Raw genomic sequence first — 15,439 nt, 5'->3', positions numbered from 1 at the left:
TTTAGGAATACCGCCATGCTTCAAGCCACCGAGATTCTGAACGCCAGCATCCTCATCGTCGATGACCAGGAGGCCAATGTCATGCTGCTGGAACAGGTGCTGCGCAATGCCGGTTATACGCGCATCACGTCCACCATGGACCCGCAAGCCGTGCAGGCGCTGCACCAGCAGCACCGCTACGACCTGATCCTGCTCGACTTGCAGATGCCCGAAATGGATGGTTTTGAAGTCATGGAAGGCTTGCGCGACATCGAAGCGGGCAGCTATCTGCCCGTGCTGGTGATCACTGCCCAGCCCGGCCACAAGCTGCGCGCGCTGCAAGCGGGCGCCAAGGACTTCGTCAGCAAGCCCTTCGACCTGGTGGAAGTAAAAACGCGCATCCACAACATGCTGGAAGTGCGCCTGCTGTACCAGAAGCTGGCCGAATACAACAAGTCGCTGGAACAGATGGTGGAAGAGCGCACGGCGGAGTTGCGCGAAAGCGAAGCGCGCTTCCAGCGCTTCACGGAACTGTCGTCCGACTGGTACTGGGAACAGGATGCGCAGGGCAACCTGACGCGCTTTTCCGGCCCCGTGGCTGAAATGCTGGGCATCGGCAGCGAGGAAGAGCCGCAGCGCTGGAATGCCACCGAGCGCGCCTTACTCGACGCAAAAATTGCCGCGCGCGAACCGTTTCTCGATTTCATCTACAGCCGCGCCAACCTCGACGGCAGCACGCAGTATCTGCAAGTGAGCGGCGAGCCGATGTTCGACAATGGCAGCCGCTTCATCGGCTACCGCGGCATCGGCCTCGATGTCACGGAGCGCCATCGCATTGCCTGATTTATACTGGCTGCTATCCATATCCACAAGGAAAGCATCATGGCTGATAAATTACCACCGCAATACTGGTTCCCCGCCAAGACCTATGGCTGGGGCTGGGGCTTGCCCATCACGTGGCAAGGCTGGCTGGTCTTTTTGAGCGCGCTGGCGCTGTTCGCCTGCGGCGCCTTCCTGTTCCCGCCGCAAACCATGCTGGTGGGCTACATCGTCTATGAAGTGGCCATCGTTGCCGCGCTCATTTTCATCTGCCAACTGAAGGGTGAACCGACCAGCTGGCGCTGGGGCAAGAAGAAGTAAGGGCGATGTACAAAGACGACACCTGCAAGAAATCATCTGGCCGCGCGGCGTGAACCGCGTATAATTGGCTCGCTGCCGCAAGGCGGCAAACGCTAGGGGTCCTGCATTTCGCTGTGGAAACACGGTGCAAGCGCGGGTGAGAAATACCCTCCGAACCTGATCTGGATAATGCCAGCGAAGGGAAGCTTTAGGATGAACGCACCCCGCTTTTCCGCGTGCGTAATTCCGAACCTCCTTAGCTGGCTCCAGGCTTAAAAATAGTCTAGCCAAGGAGCCAAAATGAACGCCAACCCGAAATTCCTCTCCGCCACCGCCACGGTCGACGAAGCCGCCATCGCGCCGCTGCCCAATTCGCGCAAGATCTATGTTGAAGGCAGCCGTCCCGACATCCGCGTGCCCATGCGCGAGATCAGCCAGTCCGACACGGAAGCGTCGTTCGGCGGCGAAAAGAATCCGCCGATCTACGTCTACGACACCTCCGGCCCGTACACGGACCCGGACGTGCAGATCGATATCCGCTCGGGCCTCGATACGCCGCGCCTGCCGTGGATCATGGAGCGTGCCGACACGGAAGAATTGTCCGGCCCGACCTCCGATTACGGTATCGCCCGCCTGGCGGACCCGAAACTGGCCGAGCTGCGTTTCAACTTGCACCGCAAGCCGCGCCGCGCCATTGCCGGCAAGAACGTGACGCAAATGCATTACGCGAGGCGCGGTATTATTACGCCGGAAATGGAATTCGTCGCCATCCGCGAAAACATGCGCCGCCAGGAATATTTGCGCGAGCTGAAAGCCTCCAGCCCCATGGGCGAGCGCCTGGCCGACCTGATGGGCCGCCAGCATCCGGGCCAGTCGTTCGGCGCCAGCATTCCGTTTGACATCACGCCTGAATTCGTGCGCGAGGAAATCGCCCGCGGCCGCGCCATCATTCCCGCCAACATCAATCACCCGGAAGTCGAGCCGATGATTATCGGCCGCAATTTCCTGGTGAAAATCAACGCGAATATCGGCAATTCCGCCGTCACCTCGTCGATTGGCGAGGAAGTGGAAAAGATGACCTGGGCCATCCGCTGGGGCGGCGACAACGTGATGGACCTGTCCACCGGCAAGCACATCCACGAAACGCGCGAATGGATCGTGCGCAATAGCCCCGTGCCGATCGGCACCGTGCCCATCTACCAGGCCTTGGAAAAGGTCAATGGCAAGGCCGAAGATTTAACTTGGGAAATCTTCCGCGACACCCTGATCGAGCAGGCCGAGCAGGGCGTCGATTACTTCACCATCCACGCGGGCGTGCTGCTGCGCTATGTGCCGATGACGGCCAAGCGCCTGACGGGCATCGTCTCGCGCGGCGGCTCCATCATGGCGAAATGGTGTCTGGCCCATCACCAGGAATCGTTCCTGTACACGCATTTCGAAGACATCTGCGAAATCATGAAGGCGTACGACGTGTCGTTTTCGCTGGGCGACGGCTTGCGCCCCGGCTCCATCTATGACGCCAACGACGAGGCGCAGCTGGGCGAACTGAAAACCCTGGGCGAGCTGACGCAAGTTGCGTGGAAGCACGACGTGCAGGTAATGATCGAGGGGCCGGGCCACGTGCCTATGCAGTTGATCAAGGAAAACATGGACTTGCAGCTGGAGCAGTGCGGCGAAGCGCCGTTCTATACGCTGGGGCCGCTGACGACCGATATCGCACCCGGCTACGACCACATCACCTCGGGCATCGGCGCGGCCATGATCGGCTGGTATGGCACGGCCATGCTGTGCTACGTGACGCCGAAGGAACACCTGGGCCTGCCCAACAAGGCCGATGTGAAAGACGGCATCATCACCTACAAGATTGCGGCGCACGCGGCCGATCTGGCGAAGGGCCATCCGGGCGCGCAAATCCGCGACAACGCCCTGTCGAAAGCCCGCTTTGAATTTCGCTGGGATGACCAGTTCAATATCGGCCTGGACCCGGACAAGGCGCGTGAATTCCACGATGAAACCCTACCCAAGGATTCGGCCAAGGTGGCGCATTTCTGCTCCATGTGCGGCCCGCATTTCTGCTCGATGAAGATCACGCAGGAAGTGCGCGAATACGCGGCCGGCATGGGCATCGCGGAAGACAAGGCGCTCAAGCAGGGCATGGAAATCAAGGCCATCGAATTCATCAAGAACGGCGCCGAGCTGTACCGCAAGGTCTGAAGGAGAGCGTGATGCCTGCATTGATATCCATCACGCTCAACGGCGCACCGCACAAGGTGCCGCCGGGGCAAACCCTCGATCAATTGATCGCCGCACTGTCGCTGGAAAACCAGGCGCTGGCGCTGGCCGTCAACCGCAACGTCGTGCCGCGCAAGGCGTGGCCGGGACAGGTCTTGCAGACGCAAGACCAGGTTGAGATCGTACGCGCCATCGGCGGCGGCTAGACTAAGGAAAAAGCAATGACAAGTAATAATAACAACGACGACCTGCTGACCATCGCAGGCAAACAGTATCAATCGCGCTTGCTGGTCGGTAGCGGCAAGTACAAGGATTTGCCGCAGACGCGCGAAGCGACGGATGCGGCCGAGGCGCAGATCATCACGGTGGCGATCCGCAGGGTGAATATCGGGCAAGACCCGAACGCGCCCAGCCTGCTCGATGTCGTGCCACCGGACCAGTACACGATTTTGCCGAACACGGCCGGCTGCTACAACGCGAAAGACGCCGTCTACACCCTGCAACTGGCGCGCGAGCTCTTGGGTGGGCGCAATCTGGTGAAACTCGAAGTGCTGGGTGACGAAAAGACCCTGTTTCCGCATATGCCGGAAACCTTGATTGCGGCCGAAGCGCTGGTCAAGGATGGCTTTGACGTGATGGTCTACTGCAGCGACGACCCGATCCAGGCGAAGATTCTGGAAGACATCGGCTGCGTGGCCGTCATGCCGCTCGCGTCCCTGATCGGCTCGGGCATGGGCATTTTGAATCCGTGGAACTTGTCGCTGATCATCGACCAGGCGAAAGTGCCCGTGCTCGTCGATGCCGGCGTGGGTACGGCGTCGGATGCGGCCATTGCCATGGAACTCGGTTGCGATGGCGTGCTGATGAATACAGCCATTGCCGGCGCGCGCGACCCCGTGCGCATGGCGCATGCGATGAAGCTGGCCGTGCGGGCCGGGCGCGAAGCATTCCTGGCGGGCCGCATGCCGCGCAAATTTGCCGCCTCGCCATCGTCGCCGATGGCGGGCCGCCTGGCGTGATGATGCCGATGCGCCACACTGTGCTCGTGTTTGCCGGCGCCGACCCATCGGGTGGCGCCGGCATCGCCGCCGATATCGTGGCCATTGCCGCGCAGGGCGCGCATGCCTTGCCCGTCATCACGGCTTTGACGGTGCAGGACAACGACAGGGTTTTTGGCGTGCAGGCGGTGGCACCGGAGCTATTGCGCCGGCAGGCGCTGGCGCTGATCGACAAGATGGCGATTCATGCCGTCAAGATCGGCATTCCCGGCAGCGCCGCGAATGCGGCCGTCATTGCGCAGCTGATCGCGCAAATGCGGCAGGCGCGGCCCGATTTGCCCGTGGTGCTCGACCCCGTGCTGGCCAGCGGCCATGGCGACGTGCTCAGCCGGGACGACGCCGTGCTGGCGCTGGCGCCCTTGTTGCCGGTGACGACCGTCATCGTACCGAACGGGCCGGAAGCGCTGGCCCTGGGTGGCGCAGAAAACCTGCGCACGCAAGGCTGTCGGAACGTGCTGGTGACGGGCGGCCATGGCGATGGCGAGACGATCGTCAACCGCTGGGTCGATGGTGAGGGCAGGGAGCGCGAGTGGCGCTGGCCCCGTCTTCCCGGCGAATTTCACGGCAGCGGCTGCACTCTGGCGTCCGCCATCGCGGCGCGCCTGGCATTGGGCCAGGCATTGCCCGAAGCGCTGGATCTGGCGCAACGCTATTGCCATGCGGCCTTGGCCGGCGCGTATGCGATTGCGCCAGGTCAACTCATGCCGCAACGATTCATTCAATAAGGAAAACATCATGCGTGGACTGTATCTGGTCACCCCGAACTGGGACGACACCGACCGCCTGCTCGACGTGAGCGAGCAAGCCTTGCAGGAAGGCGTGGCCCTGCTGCAATACCGCCACAAGAGCGCCGAGGCGGAGCAGCGGCGCGAACAGGCGGGCGCCTTGCTGGCGCTGGCCCGCAAATATGGCGTGCCTTTTATCATCAATGATTTTATCGAGCTGTGCGAAGAGCTCGACGCGGACGGCGTGCACGTGGGCGGCACGGATGCGTCCGTGGCGCAGGTGCGCGCGCGCCTGGGCACTGACAAGATCGTAGGCGCCTCGTGCTATGGCGACCTGGCCCTGGCAAGGACGGCCGAGGCGGGCGGCGCCAGCTACGTCGCCTTCGGCGGCTTTTATCCGTCGCTGGTAAAAAAATACCCGCTCACGACACCATTGGATATCGTGCTGCAAGCCAAGCGCGAGATCGCCTTGCCCTGCGTGGTGATCGGCGGCATGACGCCGGAGAACGCGGCGCCGCTGGCCGCGCGCGGCGCCGACATGGTGGCGGCCATCACTAGCGTCTATCAAGCGGACGATGTGGATATTGCGGTGCAGCAATTCAATCAATTATTTGCGGCATGAGCATGGGCGTGCAGGGCTGGTTTGGGGCAGTAATCGGCATATAATATGAGCATCATTCATTACCGAGGTCCCCCACCCATGAGTCAGCCAGCCGCCGCGAAACGCCTTATCCTGATCGTTGACGATGACCAGCTCCTGTTGGAATTCCTCGGCGAAGTCCTGCGCCATGCCGGCTATGAGACGGCCCTGGCCCATTCGGCCGAAGTGGCGCTGCAGCTGATCGCTCAGCGCGAGCCGGATCTGGCCTTGCTCGACATCCACATGCCGGGCATGTCCGGCCTGGAACTGGCCAAGCGCCTGCATGGCGAAACGGCCGTGCCATTCATGTTCCTGTCCGGCAGCGGCGACAGCGAATCGGGCAAGCAGGCGGCCGCCTACGGCGCGGTCGGTTACGTGGTGAAACCCGTCGATGAAGCCCGCTTGATGCCCGCCTTCGAAGCGGGCCTGGCGCGCGCCGATGAAATCCGCCAGCTGCGCCGTACCGAACTGAACCTGAACGCGGCCCTGGCTGCGGGCCGCGAAACCAGCCTGGCCGTGGGCTTGCTGATGGGCAAATTCCAGACGGACCGCAACACGGCTTTCGAAGTGCTGCGCGACCACGCCCGTTCCAGCCGCCGCAAGATCAATGAAATCGCCAGCCAGCTGTTGCTGGCCGAGGAAACCCTGAACGGCTTGCACGGCGCCTTCCTCAACCGCGCGAAAGCCAAGTAAACGTTTCAACCATACACAGGACACACATGAAAACCAAAGCAGCGATTGCATGGAAGGCCGGCGCGCCTTTGACCATCGAAGAAGTCGACCTGGCCGGCCCGCGCGAGGGCGAAGTACTGGTCGAAATCAAGGCCACCGGCATTTGCCACACCGATTACTACACCCTGTCGGGCGCCGATCCGGAAGGCATCTTCCCATCGATCCTCGGCCATGAAGGCGCCGGCATCGTCGTCGACGTGGGGCCGGGCGTGAAAAGCCTGAAAAAGGATGACCACGTCATTCCCCTGTACACGCCGGAATGCCGCCAGTGCAAATTCTGCCTGTCGCAAAAAACCAATTTGTGCCAGTCGATCCGCTCGACCCAGGGCCGCGGCCTGATGCCGGACGCGACCTCGCGCTTTTCCATCGACGGTAAACCCATCTTCCACTACATGGGCACCTCCACCTTCTCCAACTACATCGTCGTGCCGGAAATTGCTCTCGCCAAGATCCGCGAAGACGCACCGTTCGACAAAGTCTGCTACATCGGCTGCGGCGTCACCACCGGCGTGGGCGCCGTGCTGTTTACGGCCAAGGTCGAGGCGGGCGCCAACGTGGTCGTGTTCGGCCTGGGCGGCATCGGCTTGAACGTGATCCAGGCAGCGAAAATGGTCGGCGCGGACAAGATCATCGGCGTCGACATCAACCCGGCCCGCCAGGACATCGCGCGCAAGTTCGGCATGACGCATTTCGTCAACGCCAACGAGGTGGAAAACGTGGTCGACACCATCGTGCAGCTGACGGACGGCGGCGCCGACTATTCGTTTGAATGCATCGGCAACACCACCACCATGCGCCAGTCGCTCGAGTGCTGCCACAAGGGCTGGGGCCAGTCCATCATCATCGGCGTGGCGGCGGCCGGGCAGGAAATTTCCACGCGTCCATTCCAGCTGGTGACGGGGCGCGTGTGGAAAGGTTCCGCTTTCGGCGGCGCGCGCGGCCGCACGGACGTGCCAAAGATCGTCGACTGGTATATGGAAGGCAAGCTCAATATCGACGATTTGATTACGCACCGTTTGAAGCTCGACGACATCAACCAGGGCTTCGACCTGATGAAGAGCGGCGAATCGATCCGCTCCGTCGTGTTGTACTAATATAAATACGCCGTACCACGGTGTTTTGCGGAGGCTGCGGCCTCCGTTTTTTTGGCTATGTCACCGTCAAGTGTGGGAATGCGCCCAACGTTGCTTTCAATAACGTTTCCGATGAACGGATGCGCCTGGCGTCGAGTATCCAGCGCCAGCCCAGGTAGTTCGGCAGGTAGCGCGTCGCCACGCCGTGAAAGGGCCGTAGCCATTCGCGCAAGCGGCTGTGATAGGCATTGACGTTCTGCACGTGGGCGGCCCCTCGCACACGGATGCCAGCGCGCAAGTTGACTGCTTGGTGGCTGATGCCCGCTTCCCTCGCAAAAGCCAGATAGGCGGCATGACCGTCGGTCACCAGCAGCACGTCCCTGTCGATAACGGGTAACAGGGAATGATGCAGCTGTGCCTTCGTCAACGCCCCTTTGCCCGTGACGAAATCGAGGGTCTGGCCCGTACGGTCGCGCGCTACCAGGATGCAAACCTGTTCATTGGAAATGCCGCGCTGATGGGCATGGCCGCCACGGCGGCGCGCCGGACGCGTCATCTGCCTGGATCCCTTTTCGGATTCCAGCACGTAGAGTTCATCGGCCTCGGCAATGCCATGCAGACAATGCGGCCGGTCCGTCTTTGCTACGCTGAGAAAACGGTGTCGCCAGCGAAACGTGGTGTTGCGGTGCAGTCCCAACTGCTGAGCGGCCTGGCGTACCGACCTGGAATCAAGCAGGCAATCCGCATAGTCGAGCCACAGCGATTTATGGCGCAAGTGCGCCAGCGGCGTGCCCGTCAAGGCATTGAATGTGCGCCCACAGGATACACAGCGGTAGCGCTGCAGGCCGTGCGCATGGCCATGCCGGTGCAGGTGACACGATTGGCAGGCGGGACAGCCCAGGCGTGCTTGCGTAGCGTTTTCAAGCAGCGTGACGGTCACATCGTGTGGCCCATTGCCACACAGCAAGGCTATTCCTGCCTGCCGCTGGCGTCGGTTCAACTGCGCAAACTGCGCGATAAAGCGTATCCATTCGGCTGGCTGCATGATCGGCTCCTGCATGGCGGGTATGCAGAGTCAGACAGCCCAGCCAAGGAAAGATTCAGGCAGATCCCCTATTTATCGATGACAGAGCCTTTTTTTTTGCCCGCTTGCCATCCATCGTCCATGTCTGCCATCCAGGCAGGTCTTTTTGCAGCCTGTCGCATCGCGCTGGAGCCGTGCTCCAGCCGCCGCTAAAGTCAATGCTCCACTACTTTTGCGACGAGGCAGCCATGTCCACTTCCCACCGTTTGATCCTCAGCCTGGCCGGTATCCTGCTTGGCGGCAGCGCGCTGGCCGTGCAGCCGCCGCAGCCGCCCGCGCCACCGGTTCCGCCAGCCGCGCCCAGCGTACAGGTCAGCCGTTCGCTCGAGAAGGGCGAAAGCTATGCGCTCGTCGATGGCGCCACGGATAGCGAGGGCGTCATCGTCGTCGACAGCGATATCCACTCGCAGCAGGTGGAAAAGCTCAAGCGTTCGATCAAGGGGCCGTTCCTGTGGTTCCGCGACCAGGGCCAGGCCTATGTGCTGCAGGATGCGGCCTTGCTGGGCAAGGTGCGCACGGCATGGCAGCCTTCGAAACAGCTCGGCAAGGAGATGAGCGCGCTCGGCGATCAAATGGGCGCGCACGGCAAGGCCATGGGCGAAATGGGCCGCAAGATGGGTGCCCGCAGCCTGGAAAAAGGCAATGCGCGCGAGTCGGAGCAGTTGCGCGTGCTGGGCCGCCAGCAGCAGGAACTGGGCCGCAAGCTTGGCGACGCCTCGCGCCGCCAGGCGCTGGCGACGAGCGACACGGCGCGCCGCGCGGCCGAGCGCGACGTGGAGCGCCTGCAGCAGCAGATGGAAGATGCGCAGGAAGAGATGGAAGAGATCAACGACCGCATCTCCGACGTGCACGAGCGCGAGGCCGAGAAAGTGGAGCAGATGTCGCGCCAGATGGAGCAACGCAGCAAGCCGATGGAAGCGCTGGGCAAGCAAATGGGCGACCTGGGCCGCCGGCAGGAAAAAGTCGTCAAGATCGCCGACAAGACCACGCGCCAGGTGATCGCCCAGGCGCTCAGCGAAGGCAAGGCAAAGCTGGTGCGCTGAGTGCTGTGCCGAATCAGCGGGCCAGTGGCTTGCGCATCAGGCAGCGCAGCGCCGGATCGTGCCCGTCCTGCGCTTCGCGCGCCAGCTTGAGCGCATGCCCAGCCCCCAGCGCCACGGCCTCGATTTCGCTGAAGCCATGGCGCGCATAGTAGGGCGCGTTCCACGGCAGGTGGCGATACGTGCTCAGTGTCAGCCAGGCGCAGCCCAGCGCCCGGGCATGGGCCGCCGCCGCGTCGAGCAGGCGCGCGCCCAGTCCCTGCCGTTGCTGCGGCAGTGCAACGGACAATTCCACGATGAACAACTGGCCGTCGAGCGGCTGGGCGGCCAGGAAACCCGCTGGCGCATCCTGCCCATCGGCGGCCACCCACACGCCGCCATCCTGCTGCAGCGCCTGCAAGGTCTCCAGTGGCAAGGGTTCGCCATGCGCCAGCCAGGCCAGTTCGGGGCCGGCCTGGGCAAACAGGATTGCGGCGCTGCGTTCGACCTGGGCCAGCAACGGCAGGTCGGCACGGGTGGCCGCGCGGATGGTGTTGCTCATGGCGTGTTCCACGCGGCCGCCACGGCGCGGTATTGCGCCGGCAACTGCCCCCTGGCGTCGTCTTCGCTGGCATACACCTCATCCTGCACGGTTTCCCACTGCGCGTCGCAGCTGAAACGGTAGACTTGCGCCTCGTCTGCGTAGCGGCACACGGCCAGGCCGTGGATGGCGGTGGGGGCGGCGCCATCATCACTGGCGACATGGCCGAAGGGCAGGTCGGACCAGGCCCAGGCCAGTACGCGGGCGCCGTCGAGGTGGCTGGGAGGTGTCATGGGATACAGGCTGCTGTGTCGGGACGCCGATTGTAGCGCGCACATGGAAAACTGGCGCGACCGCTGGACAAATGCACAGTATTTTTAGCCATGCCGGTATAATCACGGGATGCAAAATCTTCTTCACAACCTCAATCCCGAACAATTGGCTGCCGTCACCTTGCCGGCGCAACATGCGCTGATCCTGGCAGGCGCCGGTTCGGGCAAGACCCGCGTGCTGACCACCCGCATCGCGTGGCTGATCCAGACCCAGCAGGTGTCGCCGCCCGGCATCCTGGCCGTGACGTTTACCAATAAAGCCGCCAAGGAAATGCTCACGCGATTGTCGGCCATGCTGCCGATCAATACGCGCGGCATGTGGATCGGTACCTTCCACGGCCTGTGCAACCGCTTGCTGCGCACGCATTACCGCGACGCGGCCTTGCCGCAAACGTTCCAGATTCTCGATTCCCAGGATCAATTGTCGGTGATCAAGCGCTTGTTGAAGGCAAACAACATCGATGATGAAAAATTCCCGCCGAAGACGGTGATGTATTTCATCAACAATGCCAAGGACCAGGGCTTGCGCGCCACGGACGTGGAAGCGTACGACGCGCACGAGCGCAAGATGGTCGAGCTGTACCAGTTGTACGACGACCAGTGCCAGCGCGAAGGCGTCGTTGATTTTGCGGAATTGCTGCTGCGCACGTATGAATTGTTGAGCCGCAACCAGCCGCTGCGCGAACACTACCAGGCGCGTTTCCGCCACATTCTCGTGGACGAGTTCCAGGATACGAACAACCTGCAATACAACTGGCTCAAATTGCTGGCCGGCCACGGCAGCCGCGATGGCGGCGCCCTGTTTGCCGTCGGCGACGATGACCAGAGCATCTACGCCTTCCGTGGCGCCAACGTGGGCAATATGAGCGCCTTCGAGCACGAGTTTCAGGTGAAGAACTTGATCAAGCTGGAGCAGAACTACCGCTCGCATGGTCACATCCTCGACAGTGCCAACGTGTTGATCGCGAACAATAGCAAGCGCCTGGGCAAGAATCTGCGCACGGATGCGGGCCATGGCGAGCAGGTGCGCGTGTATGAAGCCAGTTCCGACCTGCAGGAAGCGCAGTGGATCATCGAAGAGGCGAAAAGCCTGATCGCCGATGGCGCTTCGCGCAGCGAAATCGCGATTTTGTACCGTTCGAATGCGCAGTCGCGCGTGATCGAACATGCGCTGTTTTCGGCCGCGATTCCATATCACGTGTATGGCGGCCAGCGCTACTTCCAGCGCGCCGAGGTCAAGCACGCGATTGCCTATTTGCAGTTGATGGACAATCCGCACAACGATTCGGCCTTCTTGCGCGTGGTGAACTTCCCCACGCGCGGCATCGGCATGCGCTCAATCGAGCAATTGCAGGCCGCCTCGGAACAGTACGGCATTTCGCTGTACGCCTCCGTGCCGTATGTGGCGGGCAAGGCGGGCAGCGTGCTGGCCGGCTTCGTCAAGCTGATCGAAGGCGTGCGCTTTGAAACGCAGCAATTGTCGCTGCCGGAAATGGTCAGAGTGGTGCTCGAAGCGAGTACTTTGCTGCAGCATTACCAGAACGAAAAAGAAGGCGCCGACCGCATCGAGAATCTGGAGCAGATGGTCAGCGCGGCCAGCCAGTTCATTTCCGAAGAGGGTTTTGGCCAGGGCGCACCGGCCCATCTGGGGCCAGCGGCCCAGGCCCAGTCGGGCGCGCCCGTCGTCAACCAGGATGGCATCGAAATCCTGGACGCGGACGCACCGCTGCCGGCCGTGATGTCGCCGCTGTCCGCGTTTTTATCGCACGCGTCGCTGGAAGCGGGTGACAACCAGGCGCAGGCGGGCCAGGATGCGCTGCAGATGATGACGGTGCACTCGGCCAAGGGCCTGGAATTCGACAACGTGTTCATCACGGGCCTGGAAGAAGGCCTGTTCCCGCACGAAAGCAGCTCGAAGGAGGACAATGGCGTGGAAGAAGAACGTCGGCTGATGTACGTGGCCATCACGCGCGCGCGCAAGCGGCTGTACATGAGTTTTTCGCAGACGCGCATGCTGCACGGCCAGACGCGCTACAACATGAAGTCGCGTTTTTTCGATGAATTGCCGGAAGAATCGCTGAAATGGCTGTCGCCGAAGGTGCAGGCGAACTGGTTCGGCAACCGCAAGTCGGCCTGGGACGAGGCGCCGCGCGTGGCCAGCCTGGGGTCGGACAATGCGATTGCACAAAAGATCGCGCAAAAAGCCACGGGCGGCGGCTGGCGCATCGGTGAATCCGTGGCGCACGCCAAGTTCGGCGAAGGCGTGATCGTCAACATCGAAGGCGGCGGCGGCAATGCGCGCGCGCAGATCAATTTCGGACAGCACGGCATGAAGGTGCTGGATTTGGGGATTGCGAAGCTGGAACGGCTGTGAAGGTAACCCGGTACCACTGCGGGTGCTAACAATGTTGTCGGATTACGCGTGGCCTTCGGCCCCGCTAATCCGACCTACTGGCCGGTCGCGTAGGTCGGATTAGCGAAGCGTAATCCGACACCATTGTTGGCCTCGCAGCGTCAGATTACGCGGCCGACCGGTGTCTGGCGATCACTCGCCGCTCTTGTCCAGCGACACCGTCTTGCTCTCATCGACGGGCAGGCCGAAGATCTGGCGGTAGGCGGCGTAGAACGAGCAATGCATGATGATGGTCAAGATCATCGACAGCGGCATCATCAGTTGCATCATCAGCTGCGTGCGGCCAAAGATGATGGCTAGCAACTGGCTGGTGACGATGCTGATGGCGAACCAGGTGGCGGCGAAGACGATGAAGGCCGACAGCGAACGCCAGACGGCGAAAAAGCTGAAGAACAGCGCCTTGCCCAGGCTGACTTGTTTCCAGTAGATCAGCGGCGCGGCAAAGCAGAAGGCCATGGCGGCCGGTACGTACAGCACGATGGCCAGCAGGATGCCCAGGCCCAGGCGCGATTCGGGGATGGCGGCGCGTGCCGCTTCTTCCGTCAATTGCCCTGTGACCAGTTTCCACAGCAAGCCATCATCGACCAGGGTCGAGGCGCCGATGGCGACGATGGCCATCAGGATGTACAGCACGCCCAAGCCGAACAGGGAAGGAAAAGCCGGCTTGCGGAAGCCCGAGATCAAGAGGCTGGGCAAGACGCGCTTGCCCTGGTCGATATTCAGGCAGCCTTGCACGAAGGCGACGGAAAAGACGGGGACGAGGATGACGGGCAGCAATTGGCCGAGCATGGGCACGATGCTGACGGCCAGCATGCAGAACATATAGCCGAGAAACAGCATCGACATGCCGCCAGGTTGCTTGCGAAACAGGGCAAAGCCTTGTTTCACCCATTGCCAACCTGTACTTGCAGGTAATTTTTCCATGTTTAAAACAGTTCCGGAGCAGGTGTGGCGATACGTTCGCGCAGAATGCGTTCGAAATGCGCCGGATCGTGCGGGGTCAGCATTTCCGCTTCGCGCGGCTGGTAATAATCGTACAGGCGCGACAGCCAGAAGCGCAGCGCGGCGGCGCGCAGCATCGCTTGCCATGCCGTTTGTTCTTCCTGCGTAAACGGGCGCACGGCCTGGTAGGCGTCGAGCAGGGCGCGCACTCTTGCCGTGTCGAGCACGCCCGTGTCCAGGTCCACGCACCAGTCGTTGACGGTGACGGCCACGTCGAACAGCCAGGTGTCGCAGCCGGCAAAGTAAAAGTCGAAAAAGCCCGTCAGTTGCTCGCCGTCAAACATGACGTTGTTGCGGAACAAGTCGGCATGCACGGGGCCGCGCGGGATGGCTTTATACGTATCGCAGGCAGCAAAGGCGTCCTGGAAATGGATTTCCGCGCGCAGCAGATGCGCCCTGGCATCGTCGAGGTGGTGCAAGACCAGCGGCGTGGTGGTGTTCCACCAGTCCAGGCCACGCAGATTCGGCTGTTGCAGGGGGAAGTCCTGCGCCGCCAGGTGCATTTTTGCCAGCATGGCGCCGACAGCCGCGCAATGCACGGCTTGCGGCGCCATCTGCGAGCTGCCGTCAAGTTTGCTGACGATGGCGGCCGGCTTGCCTTGCAGGGACGTCACCAGTTCGCCATCGGCATTGGCGATCGGCGCCGGCACGAGCACGCCCCGGTCCGCCAAATGGCGCATCAGTTGCAGATAGAACGGCAATTGCTCGAAACTGAGGTTTTCAAAGATCGTCAGCACATACTCGCCGCGCTCCGTGCTCAGGAAAAAATTGCTGTTTTCGATGCCGGACGCGATGCCCTTGAGCGCCAGAGGTTTGCCGAGTGGAAATTGCGTGATCCACTGGCCGATATCGTCCAGGTGTAGCGCGGTAAAAACTGCCATGGGAAAGAGGGGAATGGTCTAAAAGGTCAAAAAAAGCCGGCTGCCCCGCAGGTGGCCGGGGCAGGGCAGAAGAGAGTGGCTGCTTACTTCGCTGGTGCGGGCGGCGCTGGCGCGTCCGCTGCCTCTTCGTCGCGTTGTTTCTGTTTCTTCTTGCCCAGGTCAAATTCCAGCACTTTCCATTGAGGGCCGCGCAGGGCACCGCCGTGCGCCTGGTCGGCACCGGCGGCCGGCTTCATGTAATACGTGCTGCCGCCGCTCGTCACTTTCACTTCGGACGTCACGCCCGCTTCGCGTTTTTCGGTGATCTGCTGCTTGGCCACCGCTGGCGCCACGGTGATCGGCGCTTCGCCCATTTCCTCGATACGTTCGAGCTGGGGTGGCGCGTCGCTCGGTTTGGCCGGCGTCTGGGCGCTGGCAATGGCCGAACATGCCAGCAGGGGCAGGGCGAGGAATGTCCAGAGTGTCGATGTACGCATCATGATGGGTTCGCTTCCATGTGTGGGACTGCAGCGCGTGCAGTGGTGTAATGCCGTCAATTTATCTATAAGGCATTGTAACAAACTGGTAGGCAATGCTGTTTAAATGGGTTGAAATCGGCCGAGGTGGCAG

The 15,439-nt window shown here is 61.9% G+C and carries 17 protein-coding genes and 1 riboswitch; of the genes, 11 read left to right on the top strand and 6 right to left on the bottom strand.

The window, feature by feature from the left end; translation table 11 throughout:
- Nucleotides 1–15: 15 nt before the first annotated feature.
- The 9 genes from ACPJXG_RS24515 to ACPJXG_RS24475 all read left to right on the top strand — a co-directional run bounded on the left by ACPJXG_RS24515 (nt 16) and on the right by ACPJXG_RS24475 (nt 7,579).
- Entirely contained in the window at nt 16–822 is an 807-nt protein-coding gene (locus ACPJXG_RS24515) for a response regulator (RefSeq protein ID WP_425252592.1), read from the top strand.
- A 39-nt stretch (nt 823–861) separates the two neighbouring features.
- Complete coding sequence (locus ACPJXG_RS24510) at nt 862–1,119, top strand: hypothetical protein (RefSeq protein ID WP_099403318.1); 258 nt, start codon at nt 862–864, stop codon at nt 1,117–1,119.
- 84 nt (nt 1,120–1,203) lie between these two features.
- Nucleotides 1,204–1,319: riboswitch (TPP riboswitch) on the top strand.
- A gap of 79 nt (nt 1,320–1,398) precedes the next feature.
- Complete coding sequence (gene thiC, locus ACPJXG_RS24505; RefSeq protein WP_425252591.1) at nt 1,399–3,312, top strand: phosphomethylpyrimidine synthase ThiC; 1,914 nt, start codon at nt 1,399–1,401, stop codon at nt 3,310–3,312.
- A gap of 20 nt (nt 3,313–3,332) precedes the next feature.
- Nucleotides 3,333–3,536: a sulfur carrier protein ThiS gene (gene thiS, locus ACPJXG_RS24500; protein ID WP_425254791.1), complete on the top strand. Its 204-nt coding sequence runs from the start codon at nt 3,333–3,335 to the stop codon at nt 3,534–3,536.
- A gap of 15 nt (nt 3,537–3,551) precedes the next feature.
- The gene (locus ACPJXG_RS24495; protein ID WP_425252590.1) at nt 3,552–4,349 is read left to right on the top strand and encodes a thiazole synthase; all 798 of its coding nucleotides are present in this window, start codon (nt 3,552–3,554) and stop codon (nt 4,347–4,349) included.
- Between the two features lie 8 nt (nt 4,350–4,357).
- Nucleotides 4,358–5,113 (top strand): bifunctional hydroxymethylpyrimidine kinase/phosphomethylpyrimidine kinase, encoded by a 756-nt coding sequence (gene thiD, locus ACPJXG_RS24490; RefSeq protein WP_425252589.1) that lies wholly within the window; start codon nt 4,358–4,360, stop codon nt 5,111–5,113.
- A gap of 10 nt (nt 5,114–5,123) precedes the next feature.
- The gene (gene thiE, locus ACPJXG_RS24485; RefSeq protein ID WP_425252588.1) at nt 5,124–5,735 is read left to right on the top strand and encodes a thiamine phosphate synthase; all 612 of its coding nucleotides are present in this window, start codon (nt 5,124–5,126) and stop codon (nt 5,733–5,735) included.
- Between the two features lie 78 nt (nt 5,736–5,813).
- Entirely contained in the window at nt 5,814–6,446 is a 633-nt protein-coding gene (locus ACPJXG_RS24480) for an ANTAR domain-containing response regulator (protein ID WP_035824626.1), read from the top strand.
- Between the two features lie 26 nt (nt 6,447–6,472).
- Nucleotides 6,473–7,579 carry an S-(hydroxymethyl)glutathione dehydrogenase/class III alcohol dehydrogenase gene (locus ACPJXG_RS24475; RefSeq protein WP_035824628.1) on the top strand — a complete coding sequence of 369 codons (1,107 nt, stop codon included), beginning with the start codon at nt 6,473–6,475 and terminating at the stop codon, nt 7,577–7,579.
- 55 nt (nt 7,580–7,634) lie between these two features.
- Here ACPJXG_RS24475 and ACPJXG_RS24470 read toward each other — a convergent pair whose 3' ends face one another.
- Nucleotides 7,635–8,603, bottom strand: a complete 969-nt coding sequence (locus ACPJXG_RS24470) for an IS1595 family transposase (protein ID WP_035827397.1) — start codon at nt 8,601–8,603, stop codon at nt 7,635–7,637.
- Nucleotides 8,604–8,830: 227 nt separating this feature from the next.
- On the opposite strand from ACPJXG_RS24470, the gene ACPJXG_RS24465 reads away from it, so the two are divergent.
- Nucleotides 8,831–9,685: a hypothetical protein gene (locus tag ACPJXG_RS24465; RefSeq protein ID WP_425252587.1), complete on the top strand. Its 855-nt coding sequence runs from the start codon at nt 8,831–8,833 to the stop codon at nt 9,683–9,685.
- Between the two features lie 13 nt (nt 9,686–9,698).
- Here the strand turns inward: ACPJXG_RS24465 and ACPJXG_RS24460 are convergent, their stop codons facing one another.
- Together ACPJXG_RS24460 and ACPJXG_RS24455 are read right to left on the bottom strand one after the other, a co-directional pair.
- A complete protein-coding gene (locus ACPJXG_RS24460; RefSeq protein WP_035824632.1) occupies nt 9,699–10,223 on the bottom strand; it encodes a GNAT family N-acetyltransferase in 525 nt (174 codons plus the stop codon).
- Nucleotides 10,220–10,495 (bottom strand): hypothetical protein, encoded by a 276-nt coding sequence (locus ACPJXG_RS24455; RefSeq protein WP_425252586.1) that lies wholly within the window; start codon nt 10,493–10,495, stop codon nt 10,220–10,222. The genes ACPJXG_RS24460 and ACPJXG_RS24455 overlap by 4 nt, the downstream gene beginning before the upstream one ends.
- Before the next feature lie 109 nt (nt 10,496–10,604).
- Between ACPJXG_RS24455 and ACPJXG_RS24450 the strand changes: the two genes are divergently transcribed.
- Entirely contained in the window at nt 10,605–12,908 is a 2,304-nt protein-coding gene (locus ACPJXG_RS24450; protein ID WP_034749150.1) for a UvrD-helicase domain-containing protein, read from the top strand.
- Between the two features lie 171 nt (nt 12,909–13,079).
- Here the strand turns inward: ACPJXG_RS24450 and ACPJXG_RS24445 are convergent, their stop codons facing one another.
- The 3 genes from ACPJXG_RS24445 to ACPJXG_RS24435 all read right to left on the bottom strand — a co-directional run bounded on the left by ACPJXG_RS24445 (nt 13,080) and on the right by ACPJXG_RS24435 (nt 15,309).
- Nucleotides 13,080–13,871 (bottom strand): BPSS1780 family membrane protein, encoded by a 792-nt coding sequence (locus ACPJXG_RS24445; RefSeq protein ID WP_099403310.1) that lies wholly within the window; start codon nt 13,869–13,871, stop codon nt 13,080–13,082.
- Nucleotides 13,872–13,873: 2 nt separating this feature from the next.
- On the bottom strand, nt 13,874–14,830 hold the full coding sequence (locus ACPJXG_RS24440; RefSeq protein ID WP_425252585.1) for a homoserine kinase: 957 nt from the start codon (nt 14,828–14,830) through the stop codon (nt 13,874–13,876).
- Nucleotides 14,831–14,913: 83 nt separating this feature from the next.
- The gene (locus ACPJXG_RS24435) at nt 14,914–15,309 is read right to left on the bottom strand and encodes a hypothetical protein (RefSeq protein WP_176388056.1); all 396 of its coding nucleotides are present in this window, start codon (nt 15,307–15,309) and stop codon (nt 14,914–14,916) included.
- Nucleotides 15,310–15,439: the final 130 nt, after the last annotated feature.

Origin of the sequence: Janthinobacterium sp. NFX145 (assembly GCF_049810325.1) — a bacterium.
Lineage (GTDB): Bacteria > Pseudomonadota > Gammaproteobacteria > Burkholderiales > Burkholderiaceae_D > Janthinobacterium > Janthinobacterium rivuli.
The sequence above is the reverse complement of the archived record's forward strand: the minus strand, read 5'-3'. Positions and strand labels throughout refer to the sequence as shown.